We start from the raw sequence: 26,312 nt of genomic DNA, 5'->3' as shown, positions 1-26,312 counted from the left end.
CCGGGGCTGCGGGTCTCGCGCCCGCCGCCCGCTCACTCCCGCGCCAGCGCCACCACGGGATCGAGCTGGGCGGCGCTGCGGGCCGGCAGGTAGCCGAAGGCGACGCCGATCAGGGTCGACACGCCGAAGGCCGAGACGATCGACGTGACCGAATAGACGAAGGCGAAGCCGGTCCCGAACAGCGAGAAGATGCCGCCGGCGGCGAGCGCCGTGGCGATGCCGAGGACGCCGCCGACCAGACACACCAGCACCGCCTCGGTAAGGAACTGCTGCAGAATGTCCGAGCGCCGGGCGCCAACCGCCATCCGCACGCCGATCTCCTTGATCCGCTCCGACACCGACACCAGCATGATGTTCATCACCCCGATGCCGCCGACCACCAGCGAGATCACCGCGATCGCCGAAACCAGGAGCGTCAGGGTCTGGGTCGTCGCGGTGATGGTCTGGCGGATGTCGTCGGTGTTGAGGACGAAGAAGTCCTTGAGCCCGTGGCGGGCGAGCAGGAAGGTGGTCGCCGCCTCCTCCGCCAGGGTCGTGTCGGTGTCGTCGCCGACCAGCAGCAGGATCGAGCGCAGGGAGTCGTCGCCGGTGAACCGTGCCTGGACCGTCGTGTAGGGCAGGAACACCGCGAGATTGCCGCTCGGCCCGAAGCCGCTCTGCTGCTTCTGCATCACCCCGACGATCGTCGACGGCACCTTGCCGATCAGGATCACCCGGCCGACCGGATCGGCGTCGGCTTCGGCGTCGACGAACAGGGTCTTCCGGGTGGCCTCGTCGATCACCACCTCCGGCGCCAGGCGCCGCACCGAATCCGCGTCGAAGAACCGCCCCGAGGCGATCTTGGCGCCCTTGACGGTGAAATAGTCGGCGCCGACGCCGCTGACCTGGGCGCTGGCCTCGATCGCGCCGAGCCGCAGGGTGCTGGTCGTCGACACCGTCGGCGTCACCCCCGCGGCATAGGGCTGGCGCGCCAGCGCCTCGGCGTCGCCGAGCACCAAAGTGCGCACCTTGCCCGAGCGCAGGTCGCCGAAGTCCTTGCCGGGGAAGATCTCCAGCGTGTTGGTACCGAGGCTGGCGATGTTGGCCAGCACCTTGAGCCGCGACCCTTCGCCGAGCGCCACCACCGCCACCACCGAGGCGATGCCGATGATGATCCCGAGCATGGTCAGAAAGGTGCGTAGGCGGTGGGCGTTCATCGACCGCACCGCCATCAGGAAGGCCTCGCCGAAGCGATCGAGCGCGGCGCGCAGCGGCGTCGCCGGGGCCGCGACCGCAGCCTTGGTCGCGAAGGCCGCGTCCGACGACGGCGGCGGCGCCGGCGCGCGGGTCTCGGCCGGACCGTCGGCGACGATCGCCCCGTCGGAGATCTCGACGATCCGGTGCGCCCGGCGCGCCACGCTCATGTCGTGGGTGACCAGGATCACCGTATGACCCTCGGCGTTGAGCTCCTCGAGGATGCGCAGCACCTCTTCGCCGCTCTTCTTGTCGAGCGCCCCGGTCGGCTCGTCGGCGAGGATCACGTCGGCGCCGTTCATCAGGGCGCGCGCGATCGACACGCGCTGCTGCTGGCCGCCCGACAGCTGTCCCGGGCGGAACGTCAATCGGTCGGCCATCCCGAGCCGGGAGAGCAGCGCCGCGCCGCGGGTCCGCCGCGCCTCCGGCGCCAGCCCCGAATAGATCGCCGGAATCTCGACGTTGCCCAGCGAGGTCAGTTCGGCGAGCAGGTGGTAGCGCTGGAAGATGAAGCCGAAATGCTCGCGGCGCAGCTCGGCCAACTCGTCCGGATCGAGGTCGCCGGTCGCCCGCCCGCCGATCCGGTAGTCGCCCGAGGACGGCCGATCGAGGCAGCCGAGGATGTTCATCAGCGTCGACTTGCCCGATCCGGAAGCGCCGATGATCGCCACCATCTCGCCGCGGCGGATGGTCAGGTCGATCGATTTCAGCACCAGCACCGAGGAGTCGCCGGCCGGAAAAGCCCGGCAGACCTTGGACAGAACGATCAGGTCGTCGGCCATGGCGGTCACAGACCCCCCGGCGGCCGGCGGTTGCTGGTGGTCTTGGTGAAGCCCGCCGACTTGCGATTGGAGACGACCTTCTCCCCGACCTTCAGCCCCGAACGGATCTCGACCCGGATCTTGTCGTCGATCCCGATCTCGACGGCGCGCGCGACGATCGTCGAATCCGATCCGACCACGTCGACGCTGTGGCCACCCTCGGCGTCGACCGACACCGCCGACGACGGCACGGTGATCACCCCCTTGGCCGCCCCGAGGATCACGTGGACCTGGGCCGTCATGTAGGTCTTGAGCCGGCCCTCCGGATTGGGGACGTCGAAACGGCCGTAGTAGTAGACCGCGGCCGAGCTCGCCGAGGACGACGAGCTGGTCGCCGACGACGTGCTGGCGGTGACCAGGCTCGAATCCGAGCGGATCGAATCCGGCGCCGGATCGAGGGTCTCGAGCTTCGCGTCCCACCGGGTCACGAGATCGCCGAGGATGGTGAAATAGACCGCCTGGCCCGGCTTCACCCGCACCACGTCGGCTTCGGAGATCTCGGCGCGCACCGTCATGCGGTCGACCTGACCGAGGATGACGATGGTCGGCGCCGACTGCGCCGCATTGACCGTCTGGCCCTCCTGGGTGACCACCAACAGAACCGTACCGTCCTGCGGCGCGATGATCCGGGTATAGCCGAGATCGACGTCGGCGGTCGCCACCGCCACCTCCGCCTGGACGATCTGCGCGGTCAGCGCGGCGATCTGGAAGCGCGTGGTCTTGGCGGTGGTGGCGGCCACTTCGTAGGCGTCGCGCGACGTCGCCTTTTCGGCCAGCGTGATCTCCTCGCGCGCCAACGCCGACATCGCATAGGCCAGCGTCGCCTGCTTCTCCTGCAACTGCGCCTGGACCGCGGCGAGACCGGCCCGCGCCGTCTTGGCGGCGTTCTGCTGATTGACGTCGTCGATGGTCGCGACCAGATCCCCGGCCTTGATCATCTGGCCGACGGCCACCTTCATCGCCGTCACCCGGCCCGACACCTGAGCCCCGACCGCCACCAGCTTGACCGGTCTGAGCGTGCCGGTCGCCAGCACCGCCAGTTCGACGTCGCCGACCACCGCCGGCGCGGTGAGCACGCCGGCGAGCGGATCGGTCGCATAGTGGTCGGCGATGGCCCAGCCGACGCCGGCCACCACCACCGCCCCGCCGGCCGCCAACCACAGCGTCCGGGCCGAGATCTTCGCGCGCCGCGACGGCGTCTTCGCCGGAGACGAGAGGTCGGTCATGGCGTCACCACGCGATGGGGGAGGATCGTCGCCTGCCGCCCCGTCCAGGCGATGGTCAGGCGATGGGGAGCGCCGTCGAGCGGCACGCGGGCGCCGCTCTCGGTCCAGGCGATCAGCGCCCCGTCGAGTTCGGCCTTCGACCCGCCGCCACCGGCGCCGGACGCGCGCGTCACCGAGATCTCGATCCGTCCGCCGTCGATCTGCACCGTCGCCGAGAATCCCGGCCAAGCCGCAGGAATCGCCGGATCGACCACCAACTGCGCCCCTTCGCGGCGCAGTCCGAGGATGCCCTCGACGCCGGCACGATACATCCAGGCGGCCGAGCCGGTGTACCAGGTCCAGCCGCCGCGCCCGACGTGGGGCGCGACCGAATAGACGTCGGCGGCGACCACATAGGGCTCGACCCGATAGCGCGCCGTGGCCTCCGGGGTCAGGGCGTGGTTGATCGGGTTGAGAAGCGAGAACAGATAGTTGGCGGCATCGGCCTCGCCGAGCTCGGCGAAGGCCAGGATCGCCCACATCGCGGCGTGACTGTACTGGCCGCCGTTCTCGCGCAGGCCCGGCGGATAGCCGCGGATGTAGCCGGGATCGTGTTCGGTCACGTCGAAGGGCGGCGTGAACAGGAGCGCCATGCCGTCGTCCGGGCGCACCAACTGCGAGGCCATCGACGCCATCGCCATCTTGGCCCGTTCCGGATCGGCGGCGCCCGACAACACCGCCCAGGACTGGGCGATCGAGTCGATCTTGCACGCTTCGCTGTCGGCGGCGCCGAGCCAAGTGCCGTCGTCGTAGGTGGCGCGGCGATACCAGGCGCCGTCCCAGGCCTGCGTCTCGAGCGCATGGCTCATCGCCGCCGCCCGGACCCGCCAGCGCTCGGCACGCGCCGGATCGCGGCCTTCGGCCATCGGCGCGAACAGGGCGACGGTGCGCAACAACAGCCAGCCGAGCCAGACGCTCTCGCCGGTGCCGCCTTCGCCGACCCGGTTCATGCCGTCGTTCCAGTCGCCGGTGCCCATCAAGGGCAGACCGAGCGCGCCGGTCAGTTCGAAGGCCTGATCGAGGCCGCGGGCGCAGTGCTCGTAGAGGCTGGCCCGGTCGTCGGCGATCATCGGTTGGAAATAGGCGTCGTGCTCACCGGCCGCGAGGCGCGGACCCTGGAGGAAGGGCACGCTCTCGTCGAGCACGCCGGTGTCGCCCGAGGTCGCGACATAGGTCGCCGCGGCGAAGGCCAGCCACACCCGATCGTCGGAGATCCGGGTGCGCACACCCTTGCCGGTGCCCGGCATCCACCAGTGTTGGACGTCGCCTTCGACGAACTGGCGGCCCGCGGCGCGCAGCAGATGCGCCCGCGTCTCCTGCGGCAGGGCGAAGGCCAGCGCCATGCCGTCCTGCAGCTGATCGCGGAAGCCGTAGGCCCCGCTCGCCTGATAGAAGGCCGAGCGCGCCCAGATCCGGCAGGCGATGGTCTGATAGAGCAGCCAGCCGTTGAGCAGGATGTCCATCGCCCGGTCGGGGGTCTCGACCTGCACGGTGCCGAGCAGGGTCGCCCAGCGGGCCTCGACCTCGGCGAAGACCGCGTCGAGATCGATGGTGCGATAGCGATTCACCAGGGTGCGGACCGCTTCGATGGTCGCGCATTGGCCGAGGAAGAAGACGACCTCCAGACTGTCGCCGGGGGCGATCTCGACGACGCACTGGAGCGCGGCGCAAGGATCGTAGCCGGCGCCGGTCCGGCCGGACAGCGGCGCCGACGTGACCAGCGCGTCGGGCGCCGCGGTGTGGCCGTTGCGACCGAGGAATTCGGTCCGGTCCGCCGTCCAGGCGGTCTGGCGACCGCCGAGATCGGCGAAGGCGACGCGGCCGGATGCCGCGATGTTCCACGGATTGCGGGCCGTCATCGCCCCGGTCTCGCGGTCCATTTCGGTGGTGACGAAGGGCGCCGAGGCGCCCCGCGCCGTTCCCAACACCCATTCGATATAGGCGGTGATCGACAGCCGCCGCGGGCGCGCCGAGCGATTGCGCAAGGTCAGGCGGGAGATCTTGATCGGATCTTCGAGCGGCACGTATTGCAGCAGATCGAAATGGATCCCGTCGGAATCGAATTCGAACCGGCTGTAGCCGCGGCCGTGACGGGCGACGTGATTGCCGCCGTCGCGGATCGGTTTGGCCGTCGGCGTCCACAGCACGCCCGACATCTCGTCGCGGATGTAGATCGCCTCGCAGCAGGGATCGGACACCGGATCGTTCGACCATTGGGTGATCTGGTTCTCCCGACTGTTCTCGGCCCAGGTGTAGCCGCTGCCGTCGGCCGAGACCTGGAAGCCGAAGTTGGGGTTGGCGATCACGTTGAGCCACGGCGCCGGCGTGGTGCGGCCGCCTTCGAGGACGGTGACGTATTCGCGCCCGTCGAGCGCGAAGCCGCCGAGGCCGTTGAAGAACTCGAGGCCCGCGGTCGGGCGGGCGGCGACCGGAGGCGTCCGGGGGGAACGCCCGAGCGCCCGGATCGGCCGGCGTGGGGCCGGCGGGATCGCCGCGATCCGGGCGATCTGTTCGGCGAGCGTGCCGCGCCGGGCGATCAGCACGACGCGCGCCACCGATTCGAGCAGGGCCCGGGCCTCGACGCTGAGCAGGTCGGCACGCAGGGCGTAGACCGACCCTTGGGCCAGCGCGTCACCGAGCGTCGGCCGCGACTGGCTGCTGCGCACCGCCGTTTCGATCGCCCCTTGGAGGTCCTGCATGTAGGACGAGGCGTGCTCGTTGATGATCACCAGATCGACGGCGAGGCGCTTCATCCGCCAATATTCGTGCGCCCGCAGCAGCTGGTGGACGCTGGCGATGTCCTCGACCGCGTCGATGCGCAACAGGACGATCGGCAGATCGCCGGAGATCGCCAGCGACCACAGATTCGACTGCGGCGCGAGACCGCGGATGATCGCCGACGACGACGGCCGGAACCGCCGATCGGAATAGAGGATGGGCCCGGCCAGTCGCTGGAAGTCGGCGGCTTCGGCGGTGTCCACGCCGATGTGGTGCAGCTGCACCTGCGCCTGGGTCCAGGCCAGCGTCTTGGCCCGATCGAAGGCGTTGCGGTCGAGATGCTTGTCGACCAGCGCCAGGAGCGCGGCCCGGGTGGGCGCGACCACCGTCCAGAAGGCGACCCGGGTCACCTTGCCCGGCGCCACCCGCACCCGCCGGCGCAGCGAGAAGATCGGATCGAGCACGGTGCCGACGGTGTCGCCGAGCGGCAGCCCGCGGGTGACGACGTCGGCGTCGGAGATGTTGTGGCCGCGTCCGAGGAAGCGGGCGCGATCGGTCTCGTACTGGGGATCGCCCACCGTCTCGCCTTCGACGACGACGAAATGCGCGGCCCAGATCGTCGGTTCGTCGGGGGTACGCAGCCGCCGCGTGGCGATCAGCGCCCCGAACTCGTCGAGATAGGAGGTCTCGACGAACATCTTGGAGAAGGCCGGATGGGCGGCGTCGGCCGCCACCGGGGCCAGCACCAGTTCGGCATAGGAGGTCAGTTCGATCTCGCGCGGCCGGCGGCCGCCGTTGGTCAGCGACAGGCGGCGGACCTCGCCGTCGTCCTCGCCCGACACCAGGACGTCGAGCGTCGTGGTCAGGGCGCCGTCGCGATGGATGAATTCGGCATGGTCTTCGCCGAACACCACCACGTCGTCCTCGACGTTGCGGCCGAGCGGCTGGGCACAGGCCGACCAGACGTTGCCGCTCTGGGTGTCGCGCAGGAACACGAAGCTGCCCCAGTCGTCACGGGTGACGTCCTCGCGCCAGCGGGTCACCGCGACGTCGCGCCAGCGGCTGTAGCCGGCGCCGGTCGCAGTCAACATCACCGCGTAGCGGCCGTTCGACAGGAGATGGGTGATCGGCTGTTCGAAGCCCGGGGTGAGCACCCGGCGCACGGTCACGCCGCGGCTCTCCACGCCGGAGGCCGAGGCCTTGATCTCCTGGGCCTGCGGCCGGGCGAGCGCGACGTCGCGCGGCATGCGTTCCTGCATCAGCAGTTCGCAGGCCTGGATCATCGGTTCGCGATGGAAGCGTTCGCGCATCCGCCCCGCCTGCAGGGCATTGGCGATGGCGACGATGGTCATGCCCTGATGATGGGCCATGTGCGAGCGGACGATCACCACCGTCTCGTCGTCGGGCAGGCGCGACCGGGTGAAGTCGAGCGCTTCGTAGAAACCGTAGCGCCCCCGCGCGCCCATTGCGGCGAGCCGCTCGAAGTTGCGCTGGGCGCCGGTCGGATCGACCATGGTGGCGAGGCCGGTGGCATAGGGGGCGATCACCAGATTGTCGGCGAGCCCGCGCTTCAGGCCGAGCCCGGGCACTCCGAAGTTGGAATACTGGTAGGTGAACTCGATGTCGCGGGCGTTGTAGGCGGATTCCGAGATGCCCCACGGCACCCCGCGCGACCGCCCGTAGGCCTCCTGACGCTCGACCACCAGACGGTTGGTCTGCTCCAGCAGGCTGCCGGTCGGCGCCCGCATCACCAGCGACGGCATCAGATATTCGAACATCGATCCCGACCACGAGATCAGCGCCGAACCGTTGCCGAGCGGCGTCGCGGCGCGGCCCAGGCGGAACCAGTGGCGGGTCGGCAGGTCGCCCTTGGCGACCGCGAACAGGCTGGCCAGCCGCGCTTCGGAGGCGAGCAGATCGTAGCAGTTGGTGTCGAGCCGGTTGTCGGCGACCGAGAAGCCGATCGACAGCAGCTTGCGTTCGGGATCGAGCAGGAAGGCGAAGTCCATCTCCAGGGCGAGTGCGCGCGCCGTCGCGGCGACGCCGGTCATGCGTTCGGCCCAGGCGGCCTCCTGCACGTCGTCGGTCGCCCGGTCGCGGACGTGTTCGCCGAGGGTGCGCCGCAGCGCCTCGGTCCAGGAGATCAGATCGTCGGAGCCGTCGTCGGGCAACGGCCCGGCAAAGCCGCGGGCGAGGCCCACCGCCTTGTCGGCGAGGCGTTTCAGCACCGGCGCCAGCGCGGTGATCGGGCGATCGCTCGCCAGTTCGACCGCGAATTCGTCGAGCACGCCGAGGAATTGGCGGCCGCGCTCTTCCGCCGCCGGATGCAGGTCGACGAAGCTCGCCCGCGCCAGATCGAGCGCATCGCCCAGGCCCGCCCGGGCATCGGCGGCCAGCACGCCGTCGCGCCATTCCTCGCAGGCATTGGCGACGGCGATCAGATGGCCCGCCAGATTGCCGCTGTCGACCGAGGAGACATAGGCCGGTTCGAGGACCTGCAGGGTCGCGGTGTCGTACCAGTTGAAGAAATGGCCGCGGAATCGCGGCAGGGCGTGCATCGCCCCGAGCGCCGCCTCGAGCCGTTCGACGGTGGCGCGCGTCCCCGACCAGCCGAAGTCGCGGGCGGCGACGGCGGAGAGCAGCGCCAGACCGAGATTGGTCGGCGAAGTCCGCTGCGCCACCACCGGGGTGGGATCCTCCTGGAAATTGTCCGGCGGCAGGCCGTTGGTCGCGGCGCCAACGAAGGTCTCGAAGAAGCGCCAGGTCCGCCGCGCCGTCAGACGCAGTTCGCGCCGGTCGTCCGCCGACACGATCATCCGCGCCGCCGAGCGCGGCGCCCGGCTCGCCCAGGCGGCGATCGCCGGGGCCAGCGCCCACAGGGCGGCGAAGGGCACGATGATCGGCCACGAGGCCGGCGAGACGGCCAGCACCGCCGCCGCCGATCCGAGACCGAGGAGCAGCCCGCCCCACGACAGACGGTAGAAGCCGAGGGTGTCGAGGCGCGGCGTGCCGTGCGACTGCGCCGCGGTGGTCCATTCGAGGAGCAGGCGACGGGTCCCGTAGAGCCGCACCAGCGTCCGCATCATCGCGTCGCCCATGCGCCACGCCCGATCGGGCAGGAAGGCGACGGTGAGGATGGTCTGGACGGCGGCGAGCTTCAGTTCGGCGCCGAGCAGCTCGAGGTGGTTGAGCAGCCGGAATCCGGCCCGCCGCGGCAGCACCGCCGAGATCGTCGGCAGGAATGCGGCGATCACGATCCCGCCGAAGATCGCCAGGACCAGATGCAGGGCGATCGGCGTCGGCAGCAGCCAGCTCGCGCCGAAAGCGAGCATCGTCATCGGCGCCAGCAGCGAGCGCCGCAGGTTGTCGATCATCTTCCACCGGCCGATCGCCGGCACGTGGTGCAGCCCGGAACGCAGATCGAAGATCCACGGCAGCAACTGCCAGTCGCCGCGCGTCCAGCGATGCTGGCGCTTGGCGGCGACGTCGTAGCGCGACGGCGCCTCCTCGACGACCTCGACGTCCGACGCCAGACCGGCCCGGGCGAAGATGCCTTCGAACAGATCGTGGCTGAGCAGAGTGTCGTCGGGGACGCGCCCGGCCAGAGCCGCCTCGAAGGCGTCGACGTCGTAGATGCCCTTGCCGGTGTAGGAGCCTTCGCCGAACAGGTCCTGATAGACGTCGGACACCGCCGACGCATAGGGGTCCATGCCCTGAGGGCCCGAGAACACCTTCTGATAGAACGAGCCCTCGCGGCCGACCGGCAGCGACGGCGTCACCCGCGGCTGCAGGATGGCATAGCCGTCGACCACCCGCTGCGCGGCCGCATCGAAACGCGGCCGGTTCAGCGCATGGGCCATCTTGCCGATCAGGCGGATCGCCGCATCGCGCGGAAGCCGGGTGTCGGCGTCCAGCGTGATGACGAAGCGCACGTTCGCCGGCACCGGCGCGACGCCGTCGGGATCGACGACGAAGGTGGTGTCGGTGGCGCCCCGCAGCAGGCGGTTGAGCTCGTGCAGCTTGCCGCGCTTGCGCTCCCAGCCCATCCACACGCCTTCACAGGCGTCCCAGACGCGCCGGCGATGCAGGAACAGGAAGCGCTTGCCGCCCGGGCCGGGCCCGTGGCGCTGGTTCAGTCGGGCGATCGCCTCTTCGGCGAGGGTCGTCAGGGCCGCGTCGCCGTCGAGTTCCTCGCGGTCGGAATCGAGCCCGTCGGCGAGCAGGGCGAAGGTCAGATCGCCGCCGCTCCCCGACAGGTGATGGACTTCCAGGCGTTCGATCTGTTCGAGCAGATCCGCCTCGCTGGTCAGCAGCGTCGGCACCACCACGATCGTGCGCAGCGATTCCGGGACGCCGCCGGTCAGTTCGAGGCCCGGCAGCGTCACCGCGCCGAAACTCCAGGTGACCAGTCGGTTGACCAGGGCGGTCGCCAACTCGCTGGCCGGCAGGAAGCCGACCACCGCGAGCAGTGCGAGCCATCCGAGGTCGACGCCGCGGGTCGCGATCCCCCACAGCACCAGAGCGAGCAGGATCACCGTCGTCGCCACGATCGCGCCGACGTAGCCGCCGATGCCGAGGCGAGTGTTGATGCGCCCGATCCACAGCCGCGGCGGCGGGCGGAAGCCGATCGCCCGCTCGAGCGCCAGGCGCCCGGCGGCGATGAGATGATGCCCCGGATCGCGCAGGCGATCGGCCTGGACCGGATCGGCGACGCCGACCGCCGACAGCCGCGCCGCCTCGAGCGCCAGATCGACGATCTCGAGCTCGCTCGACTGTGAGCCGCGCGCCAGCTGTTCGACCGCGCTGCGGTAGAGATTGCGGGTCGAGAAGTCCATGTCGGCGAAGCCGCTGGCGGCGCGCAGGCGCGCATCGACCAGACTGACGCTCTCGAACAGGTCGGCCCAGTCGATGTCGGAGATCAGCCGCATGCTGGTGATGACGTTGCGCACGGTGAGGTTGGAGGCGCCCAGCCGCTGCTGCGCGGCCTGCACCACGTCGCCGATCGATCGTCCCTGGCGTTCCAGGCGCTCCTGCAGCCAGCCCAGCGCCGGCGTGGTGTTCGGATCCTGATCGCGCAGGCGCTTGGCGAGCTGGCTGGCGAAATCGCCCGACAGCGGCGCGGTCGAGCGGGTGGCGATGTCGGACTCGAGCGCGGCGCGGGCGTCACCCGCCCCGAGCAGGCGATCGGCCAGGGCATCGGCATCGCGCCGGGCCACGCCGCCGGCGGTGATCTGATCGGTCAGCCGGCGCAGGTTCTCGACCAGCACGATCCTGAGGGTGATCGCCACCGCCCACAGCTCGCCGATGGTCAGCGGCTGGATGCGCTGATAGGCGAGCAGGAAGCGGCGCAGGATCTCCGGGTCGAAATGGCTGTCGGTCTGCGCGACGAAGGCCCAGGCGAGACCGAACACCCGCGGATAACCGGCGAAAGGCCCGTCGGCGAGCTTCGGCAACTGGCGATAATAGCCCGGCGGCAGGTCGTCGCGGATCTCGCGGATCTGTTCCTCGACCACGTGGTAGTTGTCGAGCAGCCATTCCGCCGCCGGCACCACTTCGGCCCCGGCCTCGACTTCCGCCGCACCGGCCCGATAGGCGGCGAGCAGGACGGCGGCGTTGGCGTTCAGGCGCGAGCGCAGCGGCACCACCCACGGCGGGCGCGTGGTCACCGGCTGGGCGGCCGCGAGGCTCTCGGCATGTTGCTCGAGCCGCTCGACGCCGAAGGTCTCTTCGCGGACCGGTTCGGTATCCGCCCACGGGCTCGAAGCGGCGCGGCGGGCGAAGAGCTGACCGAAGATCGTATTCATGGGCGCCTTTCCGGCAAACGTCCGCCCACCGCGCGCGACGCTGCGGTGGTGCGACCCGGTCCCGACCGCGACGGCCCGTCGCGCATCCGGTGGTGCGGTGCGGTTGCGGGAGGCCGGCGGGGACGAGGACGAGGTCGGCAAGGTCTGCCGACGGTCGAGACTAGGCCGGTGTGGGGCAACCGCGACAGGTTCGGAAACTACTCGAGCCCCGCGCGTCGCGCCCCCCGGCGCCCGCCCGCGCGCGATGGGGGAGCCGTTTCGCCCCGTTCCGCGGCCGCCCTCCCCCGACTGCACACCGAGCGGCGACGGCCGAAACATGGCGTTCCGGGCGACTGCGGGCGACATTGCGATCGGCTTTCGCTCGCCCCCCGCGCCGCTCGGACGCGACGCGAGACCGCTCGCCGCCCGCGGCGCATCGGCGTGGGACGCCGGCGACGACGGCTCGAGTAGTTTCCGATTCTCCCGCGATCGGCGATCTCGTCGTTAGGCTTCGGTTCGAAATCGGGCCCCGACCGCCTCCCGTTGCCCGATTCACGGCCCGCTCGATCGAGGCAGCCACCCCGCCCATTCGAGGACCCGTCATGACCTCCCCCCACTCGGTCGGCATTTTCGTCGGCAGCCTCCGCAAGGAGGCCTACAGCCGCCGGATCGCCACCTGGCTGAAGTCCAACGCCCCCGCGTCGCTGGTCATGAACATCGTCGAGATCGGCGCCCTGCCGCTCTACGACCCCGACCTCGACGACGGCGTCGTGCCCGTCGCTTGGACCCGCTTCCGTGAGGCGGTCGCCGCCGTCGACGCCGTGCTGTTCGTCACGCCGGAATACAACCGCTCGGTCCCGGCGGCGTTGAAGAACGCCCTCGACGTCGGCTCGCGGCCCTATGGCGCCAGCGTCTGGGCCGGCAAGCCCGGCGCGGTGGTCAGCGTCTCGCCCGGCGGGATCGGCGGCTTCGGCGCCAACCACCATCTGCGCCAGTCGCTGGTGTTCCTCGACGTGCCGACCCTGCAGCAGCCGGAGGTCTACCTCGGCCACGTCGATCGGCTGTTCGATCTCTCCGGCGATCTGACCGACGAGAACACCCACGCCTTTCTGACGGCCTTCCTCGCCGCCTTCGCCGCCTGGACGGCGACCAACCTGCGGCGCTGACCGCGCCGCCGCCACGACAGCGACCGTCCCGAACTCCCGCGGGACGGCCACTCCACTCTCACAAAGAGGACGTCGAACCGTGGATCAAGTTTCGTCCGTTTCCGGCGGAGCCCCCGCCGCCTCCGCCGCCCTCGCCCCTGCGAAGCCCGCGCGCCTGTGCGCGCCCCTCGACGGGTGGCTCATTCCCCTGTCGGCCGTGGACGACCCGGTGTTCTCCGGGCGGGTCCTCGGCGACGGCTTCGCCATCGATCCGACCGCGACGACCCTGCGCGCGCCCTTCGACGGCGTCATCACCTCGATCCACCGCGCCCGTCATGCGCTCACCCTCAGGGCCGACGACGGCGCCGAGATCCTGATGCACATCGGCCTCGACACCGTCGGCCTGAAGGGCGAGGGCTTCACCGCCCACGTCGCCGAGGGCGACCGCGTCTCCACCGGCGAGCCGCTGATCGATTTCGACATGGACGTCGTGTCCCAGTTGGTGCGGTCGTTGATGGTGCCGATCATCCTCACCAACGGCGGCGCCTTCAGCCTCAGCGCGGTCGCCACCGATCGCGTGGTCGCCGCCGGCGACGCCCTGGTCGACATCCATCCCGTCGACGGCGCGACCGCGACGCCCGCCGCGCCCGCCGCACCCGCGGCGTCGGACGGCGCCGTCGAGCGCCGGACCGTGACCCTCACCGATCCCTTCGGCATCCACGCCCGCCCGGCCGGCCTGCTCGCCGCCTTCGCCAAGTCGACGCAATCCGCGGTGACCATCAGTTTCGACGGCCGCCGCGCCGATCCGAAGAGCCCGACCGCCCTGATGCTGCTCGGCGCCGAATGCGGCGCGGTGCTGACCATCGAGGCGACCGGTCCCGACGCCGCCGCCACCGCCACCCGGATCGCCGCGATGCTCGGCACCGAAGCAGCCGAAACTGCCCCCGCCCCGTCCGCCGCATCGACGCCGTCGGCGACTCCGGCGCCCGCCGCTGCGGTCGCCGCGTCACCGCCGATCGCCGCCGGCACCGCCCTCGATCTGACCGGCGTCACCGCCGCACCGGGCCTCGCCGTCGGCGTGTCCCATCGCCTGATCCTGGCGATCGCCACCGTCGTCGAAGCCGGCGCCGATCCGGCGACCGAGGCCGCGGCGCTCGCCGTCGCCTTCGACGCCACCCGCAGCGCCATCGCCGCGGAGATCGCCGCGCTCGGCCCCTCCGCCGGACCGCAGGGCGAGATCCTCGGCGCCCATCTCGCCTTCCTCGACGATCCCGATCTGCGCGCCGCTTCGGATGCCCTGATCGCCGCCGGCAAGAGCGCCGGCTTCGCCTGGAAGACCGCGATCGAGACCCGAGTCGCGGCGCTGCGGGCCCTCGGCAAGCCGATCCTGATCGAACGCGCCGCCGATCTCCTCGACGTCCAGCGCCGCGTGCTGCTCGCCCTGTCCGGCGACCACGACGTCGCCCCCGACTTCGCGCCGGACACCGTGCTGTTCGCCGACGATCTCCTGCCGTCGCAGTTCACCGCGCTCGATCTGAGCCGGGTGGTCGGCATCGTGCTGGCCGGCGGCGGCCCGACCTCGCATCTGGCGATCCTCGCCGCCTCGCGCGGTATTCCGGCGATCGTCGCGGTCGGCCCCGACGCGCTGCGCATCCCCGACGGCGAACCCTGCCTGCTCGATGCCGACGCCGGAACCCTGCGCATCGGCGCGCCGGCGGAAGCGATCGAAGTGACCCGCCGCGCCGCCACGGTCCGCCGCGACCGCGCCGCCGCCGATCTCGCCGCCGCCGCGGGCGACTGCCACATGGCCGACGGCACCCGCATCGAGGTCTTCGCCAATCTCGGCGGCGCCGACGACGTCGCCGGGGCCCTCGGCAACGGCGCCGAAGGCTGCGGCCTGCTGCGCTCGGAATTCCTGTTCCTCGATCGCGCCACCGCGCCGAGCGAGGACGAGCAACTGATGCGCTATCAGGCGGTCGCCACCGGACTTCAGGGCCGCCCGCTGATCGTGCGCACCCTCGACGCCGGTGCCGACAAGCAGGTGCCCTATGCCGATCCGCCGAAGGAAGAGAACCCGGCGCTGGGCATGCGCGGCATCCGCCTGAGCCTCGCCCGCCCCGAACTCCTGCGCACCCAGATTCGCGCCATCCTGCGGATCGAACCGCACGGCCAGGCGCGCATCATGCTGCCGATGATCGCCACCCTCGAGGATCTGCGCAAGGTCCGCCGCGTCGTCGAGACCGAGAGCCGCGCCCTCGGCCGCACCACGCCGATCGAGGTCGGGATCATGGTCGAAGTCCCCTCGGTGGCACTGCTCGCCGAAGTATTCGCCGCCGAAGCCGACTTCTTCTCGATCGGCACCAACGACCTGACCCAGTACACTCTGGCGATGGACCGCGGCAACGCCGGCCTCGCCGATCGCATCGATCCGCTCCACCCGGCCGTCCTGCGCCTCGTCGCCATGGCCGCCGAGGGCGCGCGGATCCATGGCCGGGTCACCGGCGTGTGCGGTGCCCTCGCCTCGCTACCGCTCGCCGCCCCCGTCCTGATCGGCCTCGGAGTCACCGAACTCTCGGCGACGCCGGCGGCGATCCCGGCGCTGAAGGCGCGCATCCGCACCCTGACCCTGAAACGCTGCACCGAACTCGCCGAAGCCGCCCGTCGCGCCGACAGCGGCGACGCCGTGCGCCGCCTTCTGGCGGACGCCGGGCTCGACGCCTGATCTCGAGGATACGACCATGTTCAAATCGGCTTTCGGAATTCTGCAACAGATCGGCAAGGCCCTGATGCTGCCGGTGGCGGTGCTGCCGATCGCAGGTCTCCTGCTCGGCATCGGCGCCTCGCACTTCTCGTGGCTGCCGGTGATCGTCTCCAAGGTGATGGAGAAGGGCGGCGACGCGATCTTCGGCAATCTGCCGCTGATCTTCGCGGTCGGCGTCGCCCTCGGGCTGGCCAAGAACGACGGCGTCGCGGCGATCGCCGCGGTGGTCGGCTTCGTCGTCATGGTCGGCACCATGGGCGTGATGGCGGTGTTCTACGGCGTCACCCCGGTGCCGATCCTCGGCATGCCGTCGATGGACACCGGCGTGTTCGGCGGCATCATCATCGGTGCGGTCGCCGCGGCGCTGTTCAACCGCTACTACCGGATCGAGTTGCCGAGTTACCTCGGCTTCTTCGCCGGCAAACGCTTCGTGCCGATCGTCACCGGCCTCGCCGCGATCTTCGTCGGCGTCCTGCTGTCGTTGATCTGGCCGACCGTCCAGAACGGCATCAATACGTTCTCCCATTGGGCCGCCGACAGCGATCCGCGCACCGCCGCGACCATCTACGGTTTCGTCGAACGCCTGCTGATCCCCTTCGGCCTGCATCACATCTGGAACGTCCCGTTCTTCTTCCAGATCGGCAGCTTCACCAATGCCGCCGGTGAGGTCGTCCATGGCGACATCACCCGCTTTTTCGCCGGCGACCACACCGCCGGCATCCTGTCGGGCGCCTTCCTGTTCAAGATGTGGGGCCTGCCCGCCGCGGCCATCGCCATCTGGCAGACCGCCCGGCCGGAGAACCGGGTCAAGGTCGGCGGCATGATGATCTCCGCCGCGCTGACCTCGTTCCTGACCGGCATCACCGAACCGATCGAGTTCTCGTTCCTGTTCGTCGCCCCGCCGCTCTATGCGATCCATGCGGTGCTGGCCGCGACCAGTCAGTTCGTCGCCAATACGCTGCAGATCCACATGGGCTTCACCTTCTCCCAGGGCGGCATCGACTTCCTGCTGTTCAACGTCTTCGGCGTCAATGCGCAGAACTGGTGGATGACCCTGATCCTCGGACCGATCTATGCGGTGGTCTATTACGGGGTCTTCCGCTTCCTCATCGTCAAATTCGACTTCAAGACCCCCGGTCGCGAAGACGAAGGCGACGATGTCGATCCGATCCTCGCCGCCGCCCCGTCCGGCACGACCGCCGAGGTGGTTCCCGCCCGCTTCGCGACCTCGCAGAAACTGGTCGCCGCCTTCGGTGGCCGCGACAACATCGCCGATCTCGACGCCTGCATCACGCGCCTCAGGGTCGGCGTGCGGGATCTCGCCAAGGTCGACCAGCCTGCCTTCAAGACCCTCGGCGCCGCCGGCGTCATGGTGGTCGGCAACAATGTCCAGGCGGTGTTCGGCACCCGATCGGAGAACATGAAGACAGATCTCGAGGAATATCTGCAGACCCGCCCGACCGCGGCCACCACCGCGCCCGCCGCGACCGTTTCCCCGCCGCCGGCGGCCGCGACCCCCGCGGCGGTCGTCGCACCCACCGCGACGGCGATTTCCGCGGCGGCGACCGAAGCCTCGGCCCTGCTCGTCACCCTCGGCGGTCGCGCGAACGTGGTCTCGACCGAAGTCGTCGCCGGCACCCGCATCCGCATCGAACTGCGCGACGGCGCAAAGTTCGATCAGGCCGCCGCCAAGACCCACGGCGTCCACGCCGTCGCCACCCTCGGCAACGGCAACTACCAACTGGTGGTCGGCAACGATGCAGCTACCGTCGGCGCGGCGCTGGCCGCCGCTTGAGCGACGATCGCACGCGCCTCGACAGCCGCCGTCCTGCCCTCGGGCACGGGCGGCGGCTCTCGGCGTCTCAGAGGCGCGGTTCGATCATCGCGGCGTCGCGGGCGCCGGCCGCGGTCAGCCCGCCGCCGGACGTGGCGGGCCGCGGCGGAAGGCCGCCGGCGTCATGCCGGTCTCCCGTTGGAACAGCCGATAGAAATTGGTCAGGTTGGGATAGCCGACCTCTTCGGCGATCTCGGGGATCGACAGATCGCTGGTCACCAACAGCGAGCGCGCCGCGCCGATCCGCAGGCCGGTGACGTAGTGCTGGTAGCCGGTGCCGACCTCCTTGCGGAAGCGATGGGCGAGATGCGACGGGCTGAGGTGCGACGCCTCGGCGACTTCGCCCAGCGAGATCGACGCGGATTTGTAGTTGCGCTGGATGTAGGCGACGGCGCGCGCCACCGGATCGTTGCGCGTCGGCGCCGCCGGTTCGACCCGCGGCGGACGGGCGGCGTGCGGATCGGCGGTCGCGATCTCCGCGGCGAGCCGCGCCAACAGGTCGCCGAGCGCCGCCGGCCGCAGCGGCTTCAGGAGATAGTCGACCGCCCCGAGCTTGAGCGCCCGCTGGACATAGGCGAATTCGCCGTAGGCGGTGAAGAACACGATCCGCGTCTCGGGATGCTCGGCGCGGATGATCGCCGCCGCCTCCAGGCCGTCCATGCCCGGCATGCGGATGTCCATCAGCACCACGTCGGGCGCGGAGCGACGGGCGCAGGCCACCGCCTCGTCGCCGTTGCAGGCCTCGAGCAGGGGATCGAAGGTGATCCCGGCCCGCTCGATGACGTTGCGCACCGTCGACCGGACGATCGGCGTATCGTCCACCACCAACAGGCCGGGCATGCCGTTTCCTTTCACCGCCGTTCAGGTCGTCCAGGACAGCCGGATCAGCGTCCCCTTGCCCTCGCCGCTCTCCACCGCGAGAGCGAAGCGCGAACCGAACTCGTTCTCGAGCCGGGTGATCACGCTCTGCAGCCCCAGCGCCGGGCGTTTGCGTCCCGGAATCGGCGGCAGAATCCGGTTGTCGTTGAGGGCCCGCACCTGCTCCGGGCTCATCCCGACGCCGTCGTCGAACACTTCGAGCACCACCCGTCCGCCCTTGCGATGGGCCGACACCCGCACCGTCGCCGGCCGCGCCAGGCTCTCGACACCGTGGACGATGGCGTTCTCGACGATCGGCTGGAGGATCATGCAGGGCACCGGCGTGTCCTTCAGATCCTCTTCGAGATCGAGGTATTTGGTCAGCTGATCGCCGAAGCGCAGCTTGTGCAGGGCCAGACAGCGCTCGATCATGTCGAATTCTTCGCCGAGCGGCACCGTCGTGGCGGTGTTGCGCAGGCTGTAGCGCAGGAGATCGCTGAGCGTATAGGCGATCTCCTCGGTCTTGGCGGCATGTTCTTCGAAAGCCGTGTAGCAGATCAGCGTCAGCGAATTGAAGATGAAGTGCGGGTTCATCCGTGCCTGCAGCGCCTGCAGCTGCGCGTCGCGCAGCGACGTCTCGACCGCCGACTTCTCGGCGCTCTCCTGGAGCAGGCGGCGCTGGGCGAGGTTGGTCATCCCGACCTCGACGATGTGGCTGGCGGTCAGCATCAGCATTTCGACCGCGCTGTCGAAACGCTCGCGGGCGATCACCGGCGTCGCCCGCGCCGCCTTGACCACCGCCTCGTGATCCAGCCCGAGGATCTCGACGCGCCGGACGATGTCTTCGAGCCGCGCCTCGCGGTCGTCGATCAGCGTCACCTGACCGCACAGGATACAGCCGAGATATTCGCCCTCGATGATGATCGGCGCGGCCGCGTCGACCAGCCCGCTCGAACAGACATAGGTGGCGGTCCGCCCGGATTCGAACGCCGCCATGCCACCGGCGGCATCGCACGAGCGGCAGCGGCGCAGACCTTCGGGCTGCGAGCGGATCATCCGGCAGATCGATTGGAAGTTGCTCTCCTTGGTGACCGGTACCCCCGCCTGATCGACGGTGACCGCGGCGACGCCCATCGCCTTGGCGAAAGTGTCTTGAATACGCTGGAGTTTCGGAAGGTCGACGATGTCCTCGATGCGCAGCGTCGACACCACCGCGGCTCGCTCGCGCCCTTCCCCGAGATCCCGTAGAGACCGTGACAGAGGCATCATGTCCGGCATCCTCCCCTTTTGGTTTCTTTTTATGAATACCTTGGATGCGTATCGTACCGTCCGTCCAAAACTTGACGAAGATGACGTAAGGACCGCCGAAATAAAAGTCCGTAAGAGGAGCTACATGCTCTTACTTTCTGCTCCGCCGCCCGTTCGCGCCGGCGCCGCCTCCGTCGCCGGCTCGATGCGGATCATCACCGCGATCGCCGGGATGTCGGCCCGCAGCCGCGTTTCGACCGCCGCAGCGATCGCATCGGCCGCCGCCACGCTCAGATGCCCCGGCACCACGAGATGGAACTCGACGAAGGTCGCCCGTCCCGCGGTCCGGGTGCGCAGGCGCCGGACGACCGCGTCGTCATCGGTCGCCGCGGCGATCGACCGGCGAATCTCGGCGACCCGCTCGGCCGGCGCCGCCACGTCCATCAGCCCGCCGAGCGACCGCTCGAGGACGATCCACCCCGACCACAGGATGCAGCCGGCGACGATCACCGCGAGCAGCGGATCGACGATCCACCAGCCGGTGGCGACCGCCAGGGCGATTCCCGTGAGCACCCCGACCGACGACGCCAGATCGGCGAGCAGGTGCATGCCGTCGGCGATCAGCGCCGGCGAGCGATGGCGTCGGCCGTGGCCGACCAGCACCACGCACCACAGGCCGTTGATCCCGGCGGCGGCGGCGTTGATCGCCATGCCGAGGAACGGCGCGGTCATCGTCCGCGGCAGGACCAGCGCGTCGCGGGCTTCGCGCAGGATCAGCATCGCCGCGACCCCGATCATCACCGCTTCGAGCACGGCGCTGAAATATTCCGCCTTGTGATGTCCGAACGGATAGGTCGCGTCGGCCGGCAGCGCCGCCACCCGGACTGCGACCAGCGTGGCCACCGCCGTGGCGAGATTGACGAGGCTCTCCAGCACGTCGGAATAGAGCGCGATCGATCCGGTGACCGAATAGGCGAGGATCTTCAGCCCCAGCACCACGATCCCGACGCCGATGCTGCCGACCGCGACGTCGATCGGCACCCGAGCACCGGAGGCGTCGGCGGGCGGCGATGCGGGCGTCGTCTGCGGCATGCCGGAACAACCTCGGGCAGGGACCGGGGAGGTTCGGCGCGACGGTCGAGCGGCCCCGCTCTCCGCCCCGCCCCACCTCCGACGGAAACGGAGGAAGAAGGTGGGGCGCCGTCCGCAGGCGGCGCCCCGAGTTCGTCGTCGAACGATGCGGTCGCACACCGTCCGGGCCGGTCACACCGGCAGATGGACGGCGGCGAAGAAGCCGACCGAGGTCAGGAAGTTGATCACCAGCGTCATGATGGCGATGGTCGCCGCCGGCGGATCGATGTGGGTGTCGCCGTGGCACAGGAACAGCCGGGCCATCAGCTCGCCGATGAAGGCGCAGACGATCCCGACCACCGCCGCCCAGATCATGCTCCCCGAAGCCGCCGCGGCGATCGCCGCCGGCAATGCCATGTGGTGCGACACCGGCACCGCCACGCCGAACTGCAGGAAGATCAGGCTCGCCGCGGCGATGCCGAAGGACAGCAGCACGCCGGCGCCGCCGAAGGTCAGCGCCAGATAGCCCGCGAACAGGCCGACGCCGAGTCCGATGGTCACCAACTGACCGGGATCGGACTGGAAAGACAGCCACTTGGCGCCGTCCGAGGGCGACAGGAAGGCACGCCCCTCCTCGGCCTTGCCGAACAGACCGCTGGAGCCGAAGGCGAGGCGTGCGACGAAGGCCGAGAGAACCACGGTGAGCGCCACCGTGTCGGTCCAGGCGAGCCCGGGTCCGAAGGCCGGAACCTTGGCCAGGCCCCACTGCACGGCATAGCCGAAGATGCCGAACAACCCGCCGACCAGCAGCACGTCCGGGCTCTTGAGGCCCATCAGGCCGGCGACGATGTTGCGGCCGGTTTCGATCTTGCCGCGCTTGGCGGCATAGGCGACCGCCGCCACGCCGGAGGCGAAGCCGCCGACATGCGGACCGAAGGCGCCGAACGGCAGCCCGAAGAAGTCGGTGGCCGCCGGGGCCACGCCGAGTTGCACGGCGACGCCGGCAATCACCAGGAATCCGACGAATTCGAACGCCGGTAGAGCGCCGATGGCAGCCCCGAAGATGCCGCCGCCGAAGGCGGCGAGCACGCCCATCACAGTCATAGTTTCCCCCCTTGGGTTTCAGGTTCGCCGTCGATCGGGATTCGGCCGGTCCGAGATCGACGCGAGCACCCCCGCCCCGATCAGCCGTCGTTGCGGCTGCGGTCTCGAATCGAGCGAATACCGGTGACGCGGGGGACGCCGATGGCGCCCCTCGCCTTTCTCATCGGGCCTTTGAGGACCGATACGCCTTCCGGAACTGCCGTCCGGGCCGCACCCTCAGGTGAGCGAGAAGGCGCCCACCAGCGCGCAGCGACGCACGCGGGTGAAGGTATGGGCCGACGCCAGCCCCTCGCCGGTCCGCCCGGCGATGGTGAAACTGGTCGGCCCTTCGCCGCCGAAGCCGATACCGGCGAAGGACGGCGCATTCTTGACGAAGATCGTCGTGCCGATGGCATGAGCGAATTCGCTCATGTGGTAGATGTTGGACGAGTGGATGATCGCCGAATGGCGCAAGCCCCCCTCGACCTCGACCGCGACGTCGACCGCCTCTTCGAAGCCGCCGACCCGCACGACGCCGAGCACCGGCATCATCAGTTCATGGCGGACGATCGGATTGAACCGATCGGCCTCGACGACGATCGCCCGGACCTCTTCGCCGGCGGTGATCCCCAACTCGCGCAGGATCACGCAGGCGTTCTTGCCGATCATCTTCGGATTGGGCCCGGAGCGGTCGGCGTTGAGCACCACCTTCTCGAGCAGGTCGAGACCGCTGGCGGCGAGCGTCACCACGTCGGGGGCGCTGCGGAAACAGGTCATCAGGTCGTCGGCGATCGCCGCGGTGACGATCACTTCCTTCTCCGCCACACAGGGCAGATTGTTGTCGAACGAGTGGCCGGCGATGATGTCGCGGGCCGCCTTGCCCGGATCGGCACTGTCGTCGACCAGCGCCGGCGGATTGCCCGCCGCCGCGCCGATCACCCGTTTGCCGCTGGTCAGCGCCTGATCGACCACGCCGGTGCCGCCGGTCACGCACAGGAGCGCGATCTTCGGATGGCGCATCATCGCCTGCACCGTGGCGAGATCGACGGTGTCGGTGGTGACCACCAGATTGGCCGGGCCGCCGGCCCGTTCGATCGCCTCGTTGATCAGGTCGATGCAGGTCAGCGCGGTCTTCAGGGCGCGCGGGTGGGGCGCGAAATAGATCACGTTGCCGGCCGCCAACATGCTGATGGCATTGTTGAACAGGGTCGCGCTGGGATTGGTCGTCGGCGTCACCGCGAAGATGATGCCGAACGGCGCCGGCTCCTCGGTGGTCAGGCCGTGATCGCCGACGAAGGCGCGGCTCGGCAGGTCTTCGACGCCCGGGGTCTTCTCGGCCACCAGGTGATGCTTCATCACCTTGTCGGAGACCCGGCCCATGCCGGATTCGTCGACCGCCATGCGCGCCAGACGCTGCGCCGAGGCGACGCAGGTCTTGCGCAGTTCCTCGACGATCGCCTTGCGTTTGGCCAGACTCGCCCGGCGATATTGGGCGAAGGCCCGTTCCGCCGCGGCGAGCGCCGCCTCGGCGGTGGTGAACACCCCCCGCAATCCGGTCGCCGACTCTTTAGCGACGGCGGGCGCGGAACCCGGGGACTGGAGGTCCATGCCGCCGACCACGCGGCGGACGATCTCACGGATCTGTGCGTCTTCGATACCCATCACTTCGCGTCCTTCGCCAGAGCCTGGAAGGCGGCCGCCATGGCGCTCGCCACTTCGATGTCCTGTTCGACCGAACCACCGCTGACCCCGACCGCACCGACCAGACCGCGGTCGTGGAGCAGCGGCAGACCGCCGCCGACCAGGGTGATCCCGGGGCTGTTCGCATCGATGCCGTAGAGCGGACCGCCGGGCTGCGACAGCCGGGCGAGTTCCTGGGTCGGCAACCGTACCGCGGCGGCGGTATGAGCCTTGGCCGGCGCCAGGGTCAGACTGACCACCAGCGCATCGTCCATCCGGCGCAACTCGACGAGCTGCCCCGCGGCATCGGCCACTGCCAACACCACCGCGATCCCGAGTTGTCCGGCCCGCGCGACGCCGGCGTCGACCATCCGGTCGCAAGCCGCCAGGGTGAGTGCCGTCATGGTCGATCCTCCCGTGGACGAGGGCGTCCGCGCCACCAGTTGGCGTTCGACCGCCCGCGCCACGCAGCGCTGTTCGTCGATCCGCGCCATCATATAGAAAAGGTCGGACAAGCGATTGAAATAGATCACCAATTGCGGGTTGACCGGCTCCTCCCTCGACAACGTCACCAGGCGCCGTTCGGCGCGCCGCACGAAGGTTCGGGCGACGTCGAGGGCGGCGGCGGCGGGCGAGCCCCCGGGCCGGACGAAATGGTGGGCCGGCAGACGCTCGGCCTGCAGAGCGTCGATCCATTGCTCGAGCCGGGCGACATGGGTCCCGTCGACGCGGAAGCTGCGCCCCTTGGGAAGCTGGACCGGGGCATCGGTGAACGGGCCGGAGGCGAGCTCGCCCATCACGTCGATGAACTCGCCCTGGAGATCGAGGATCATCCGGCACAGGTCGTCGCATTCGGAGGTGGCCCGCGCCAGCCCGAGCATCGACGTGGCTTCGTCGAGGGTCCCGTAGACCTCGATCCTCAGACTGTCCTTGGGGACGCGGACGCCCCCGAGCAGGGACGTGTCACCCTTGTCGCCGCCGCGGGTATAGACGCTCATGACCGCACGTCCACGCTGTCGACGATGCCGATGATCGCCGCATCGATCGGGGTTCCCGGCTTCAGATTGCAGCGGGCGCCGCCGCCGGTGACGAACAGCACCTCGTCGCCGACCCCGGCCCCGAGCGTGTCGACCGCCACGACGCTGGACCCGACCGCGTTGCCGCGCCCGGCGTCGAGGATCTCCAGGACCAGGAACTTGAAGCCGATCAGGGTCTCTTCCTTGCGGGTCGCGACGACCGTTCCGACGACTCTTGCCAACTGCATGATGGTGTCCTCCGCGAGGTCAGACGAATTCGAGTCGCAATCCGAGACTCCGGGCCGTCTCTTCCGCTTGTGCCGTCAGACGACAGCCGGCGGCGAGGCGGAAGCGCGAGCCCGGCGCCGCGCCGATCAACTCGCCGGCGGTGACGATCGGCGAGGCCCGCCGCTCCCGCTCGACCACCGCGACCGGCCCGGACGCGATCGCCGCGGGGACGGCGTCGCGGCGACGCCGCGCCACCAGACGGCGCTCCATGGCGACCAGGAACGCGTCCTTGGCGACCAGTTCGACCCCGAAGCGTTCGAGCGTCGCCAGACGGTCTTCGAGCAGCGCCCACAGCGCCGGCGAGCCTTCCGGGATCGCCCCGAGCGCCTCGCCGCGTTTGCCGGCCGGATCGGCGCCGTCGCGGATCGCCAGCACCGCCTTGCCGGCGAGCAGCGCCCCGAGGATCAACGTCGCCGCCGGCGTATCCATCGAACCGAGCGCCAGACGGCCGGCGAGATTCATCGTCAGCGTCGGCACCAGCACCAGATCGGCGCGGCGGACGTGTTCGGAGACGTCGACCCAGGGCTCGAAATCGACGATCGCCGCCGCTCCGAGTTCGCGCAGCGGCCCCTCGCCGAAGATCTTGCGCGCCGACGGGGTCAGCATGATCGTCAGCTGGTGGTGCGAGCGCACCAGCCGCGACACCGCCTCGCGGCCGGCGGCGAAGCCCGACACCGCGCCGCTGAACAGCACGAAGACGTTGCGACGACCCGGATCGATCGTCTCGCCGGCGAGCAACGCCAGCACCCGGGCGACCACCTTGTCGACGATCGGGTCATCCATGATCCGCGCCCTCCCCGCTCGGGACGATCAGCGTCGCGGTCTGACCGGTGCGCACACCGCAGGCGTTGGCTTCGTCGGTGTCGAGGTGCACTTCCGGGCGCCAGCCGGCCTGCACGCGCACCAGCACGCCGTGCAGCGTGGTCGGCCGCGGCCCGCCGATCTCCAGATCGAGCAGATCGCCGGCGGCGACCCCGAGGGCCGCGGCATCGTCCACCCCGAGATGGACGTGGCGGCGGGCGATGAAAGCCCCGCCCTCGGATCCGCCGGGCAGCCGCACCGTGCCTTCCGGCCCGACCAGGGTCACCGCCCGGCTCTCCGGATCGCGCCCTTCGGTGGCGAGCGGCAGATCGAGGCCGACCGCGACCGCATCGGTGCGCGCCAATTCGACCTGGGAATAGGCCCGCGGGGGCCCGAGCACCCGCACCCGCTCGATGGCATGGCGCGGCCCGACCACCATCAACTGCTCCTGCGCGGCATAGTGACCGGTCTGGTAGAGCTCGTTGAACACCCGCAATTCATGGCCTTCGCCGAACAGCGTGGTGACGTGGGCGCGGCACAGATGGATGTGACGGACCGAGACGCCGATCGGCACGGTGAGCCGCCGCGGCGTCGCCGGGACCGGCAGGCGCGCCATGACGGCCCGGGTCACGCGGTCGATCATCTCGTCGGGCTGAATCCACATCTGACGCTCTCCGATCCGTTCGACGATCCGTCGTCTCGAGGTG

Annotated in this window: 15 protein-coding genes; 3 read left to right on the top strand and 12 right to left on the bottom strand. The window is 70.1% G+C overall.

Going from position 1 to position 26,312, the window contains the following annotated elements; translation table 11 throughout:
- Positions 1 to 32 precede the first annotated feature (32 nt).
- Genes EYW49_RS13175 through EYW49_RS13165 form a run of 3 tightly spaced genes read right to left on the bottom strand, consistent with a single transcriptional unit; the run spans position 33 to position 11,841 of the window.
- Positions 33 to 2,015: a MacB family efflux pump subunit gene (locus EYW49_RS13175; RefSeq protein ID WP_131310050.1), complete on the bottom strand. Its 1,983-nt coding sequence runs from the start codon at positions 2,013 to 2,015 to the stop codon at positions 33 to 35.
- 5 nt (positions 2,016 to 2,020) lie between these two features.
- Entirely contained in the window at positions 2,021 to 3,280 is a 1,260-nt protein-coding gene (locus EYW49_RS13170) for an efflux RND transporter periplasmic adaptor subunit (protein WP_131310049.1), read from the bottom strand.
- Positions 3,277 to 11,841: a GH36-type glycosyl hydrolase domain-containing protein gene (locus tag EYW49_RS13165; RefSeq protein ID WP_131310048.1), complete on the bottom strand. Its 8,565-nt coding sequence runs from the start codon at positions 11,839 to 11,841 to the stop codon at positions 3,277 to 3,279. Before EYW49_RS13165 ends, EYW49_RS13170 begins: the two co-directional genes overlap by 4 nt.
- A gap of 581 nt (positions 11,842 to 12,422) precedes the next feature.
- On the opposite strand from EYW49_RS13165, the gene EYW49_RS13160 reads away from it, so the two are divergent.
- From EYW49_RS13160 to ptsG, 3 genes are all read left to right on the top strand, one after another.
- Positions 12,423 to 12,986, top strand: coding sequence for an NADPH-dependent FMN reductase (locus EYW49_RS13160; protein WP_131310047.1), 564 nt, complete (start codon positions 12,423 to 12,425; stop codon positions 12,984 to 12,986).
- A 79-nt stretch (positions 12,987 to 13,065) separates the two neighbouring features.
- On the top strand, positions 13,066 to 15,687 hold the full coding sequence (gene ptsP, locus EYW49_RS13155; protein ID WP_206365465.1) for a phosphoenolpyruvate--protein phosphotransferase: 2,622 nt from the start codon (positions 13,066 to 13,068) through the stop codon (positions 15,685 to 15,687).
- 16 nt (positions 15,688 to 15,703) lie between these two features.
- Positions 15,704 to 17,521 (top strand): PTS glucose transporter subunit IIBC, encoded by a 1,818-nt coding sequence (gene ptsG, locus EYW49_RS13150; RefSeq protein WP_131310046.1) that lies wholly within the window; start codon positions 15,704 to 15,706, stop codon positions 17,519 to 17,521.
- A gap of 114 nt (positions 17,522 to 17,635) precedes the next feature.
- Here ptsG and EYW49_RS13145 read toward each other — a convergent pair whose 3' ends face one another.
- The 9 genes from EYW49_RS13145 to EYW49_RS13105 form a co-directional block, all read right to left on the bottom strand.
- On the bottom strand, positions 17,636 to 18,400 hold the full coding sequence (locus EYW49_RS13145; protein ID WP_131310045.1) for a response regulator transcription factor: 765 nt from the start codon (positions 18,398 to 18,400) through the stop codon (positions 17,636 to 17,638).
- A gap of 21 nt (positions 18,401 to 18,421) precedes the next feature.
- Positions 18,422 to 19,687, bottom strand: coding sequence for a sensor histidine kinase (locus EYW49_RS13140; RefSeq protein WP_165498240.1), 1,266 nt, complete (start codon positions 19,685 to 19,687; stop codon positions 18,422 to 18,424).
- A 120-nt stretch (positions 19,688 to 19,807) separates the two neighbouring features.
- Positions 19,808 to 20,758 carry a cation diffusion facilitator family transporter gene (locus EYW49_RS13135; protein ID WP_131310043.1) on the bottom strand — a complete coding sequence of 317 codons (951 nt, stop codon included), beginning with the start codon at positions 20,756 to 20,758 and terminating at the stop codon, positions 19,808 to 19,810.
- Between the two features lie 171 nt (positions 20,759 to 20,929).
- Positions 20,930 to 21,841, bottom strand: a complete 912-nt coding sequence (locus EYW49_RS13130; protein ID WP_131310042.1) for a permease — start codon at positions 21,839 to 21,841, stop codon at positions 20,930 to 20,932.
- Positions 21,842 to 22,057: 216 nt separating this feature from the next.
- The gene (locus tag EYW49_RS13125) at positions 22,058 to 23,482 is read right to left on the bottom strand and encodes an aldehyde dehydrogenase (protein WP_131310041.1); all 1,425 of its coding nucleotides are present in this window, start codon (positions 23,480 to 23,482) and stop codon (positions 22,058 to 22,060) included.
- Positions 23,482 to 24,498, bottom strand: a complete 1,017-nt coding sequence (locus EYW49_RS13120) for a cob(I)yrinic acid a,c-diamide adenosyltransferase (protein WP_131310040.1) — start codon at positions 24,496 to 24,498, stop codon at positions 23,482 to 23,484. The genes EYW49_RS13125 and EYW49_RS13120 overlap by 1 nt, the downstream gene beginning before the upstream one ends.
- Entirely contained in the window at positions 24,495 to 24,764 is a 270-nt protein-coding gene (locus EYW49_RS13115; protein ID WP_131310039.1) for a EutN/CcmL family microcompartment protein, read from the bottom strand. The genes EYW49_RS13120 and EYW49_RS13115 overlap by 4 nt, the downstream gene beginning before the upstream one ends.
- 19 nt (positions 24,765 to 24,783) lie before the next feature.
- Entirely contained in the window at positions 24,784 to 25,587 is an 804-nt protein-coding gene (locus tag EYW49_RS13110) for a flavoprotein (protein WP_131310038.1), read from the bottom strand.
- The gene (locus EYW49_RS13105) at positions 25,580 to 26,269 is read right to left on the bottom strand and encodes a PduL/EutD family phosphate acyltransferase (RefSeq protein ID WP_131310037.1); all 690 of its coding nucleotides are present in this window, start codon (positions 26,267 to 26,269) and stop codon (positions 25,580 to 25,582) included. The genes EYW49_RS13110 and EYW49_RS13105 overlap by 8 nt, the downstream gene beginning before the upstream one ends.
- Between the last annotated feature and the right edge of the window lie 43 nt (positions 26,270 to 26,312).

The sequence above is a fragment of the Siculibacillus lacustris genome (assembly GCF_004328075.1).
In the GTDB taxonomy this organism is placed as follows: Bacteria; Pseudomonadota; Alphaproteobacteria; order Rhizobiales; family Ancalomicrobiaceae; genus Siculibacillus; species Siculibacillus lacustris.
The sequence above is the reverse complement of the archived record's forward strand: the minus strand, read 5'-3'. Positions and strand labels throughout refer to the sequence as shown.

Bases quoted from the DNA above. Each gene is read 5' to 3' on its own strand.
- EYW49_RS13175 (WP_131310050.1), bottom strand. From the start codon at position 2,015: ATGGCCGACGACCTGATCGTTCTGTCCAAGGTCTGCCGGGCTTTTCCG.
- EYW49_RS13170 (WP_131310049.1), bottom strand. From the start codon at position 3,280: ATGACCGACCTCTCGTCTCCGGCGAAGACGCCGTCGCGGCGCGCGAAG.
- EYW49_RS13165 (WP_131310048.1), bottom strand. From the start codon at position 11,841: ATGAATACGATCTTCGGTCAGCTCTTCGCCCGCCGCGCCGCTTCGAGC.
- EYW49_RS13160 (WP_131310047.1), top strand. From the start codon at position 12,423: ATGACCTCCCCCCACTCGGTCGGCATTTTCGTCGGCAGCCTCCGCAAG.
- ptsG (WP_131310046.1), top strand. From the start codon at position 15,704: ATGTTCAAATCGGCTTTCGGAATTCTGCAACAGATCGGCAAGGCCCTG.
- EYW49_RS13145 (WP_131310045.1), bottom strand. From the start codon at position 18,400: ATGCCCGGCCTGTTGGTGGTGGACGATACGCCGATCGTCCGGTCGACG.
- EYW49_RS13140 (WP_165498240.1), bottom strand. From the start codon at position 19,687: ATGATGCCTCTGTCACGGTCTCTACGGGATCTCGGGGAAGGGCGCGAG.
- EYW49_RS13135 (WP_131310043.1), bottom strand. From the start codon at position 20,758: ATGCCGCAGACGACGCCCGCATCGCCGCCCGCCGACGCCTCCGGTGCT.
- EYW49_RS13130 (WP_131310042.1), bottom strand. From the start codon at position 21,841: ATGACTGTGATGGGCGTGCTCGCCGCCTTCGGCGGCGGCATCTTCGGG.
- EYW49_RS13125 (WP_131310041.1), bottom strand. From the start codon at position 23,482: ATGGGTATCGAAGACGCACAGATCCGTGAGATCGTCCGCCGCGTGGTC.
- EYW49_RS13120 (WP_131310040.1), bottom strand. From the start codon at position 24,498: ATGAGCGTCTATACCCGCGGCGGCGACAAGGGTGACACGTCCCTGCTC.
- EYW49_RS13115 (WP_131310039.1), bottom strand. From the start codon at position 24,764: ATGCAGTTGGCAAGAGTCGTCGGAACGGTCGTCGCGACCCGCAAGGAA.
- EYW49_RS13110 (WP_131310038.1), bottom strand. From the start codon at position 25,587: ATGGATGACCCGATCGTCGACAAGGTGGTCGCCCGGGTGCTGGCGTTG.
- EYW49_RS13105 (WP_131310037.1), bottom strand. From the start codon at position 26,269: ATGTGGATTCAGCCCGACGAGATGATCGACCGCGTGACCCGGGCCGTC.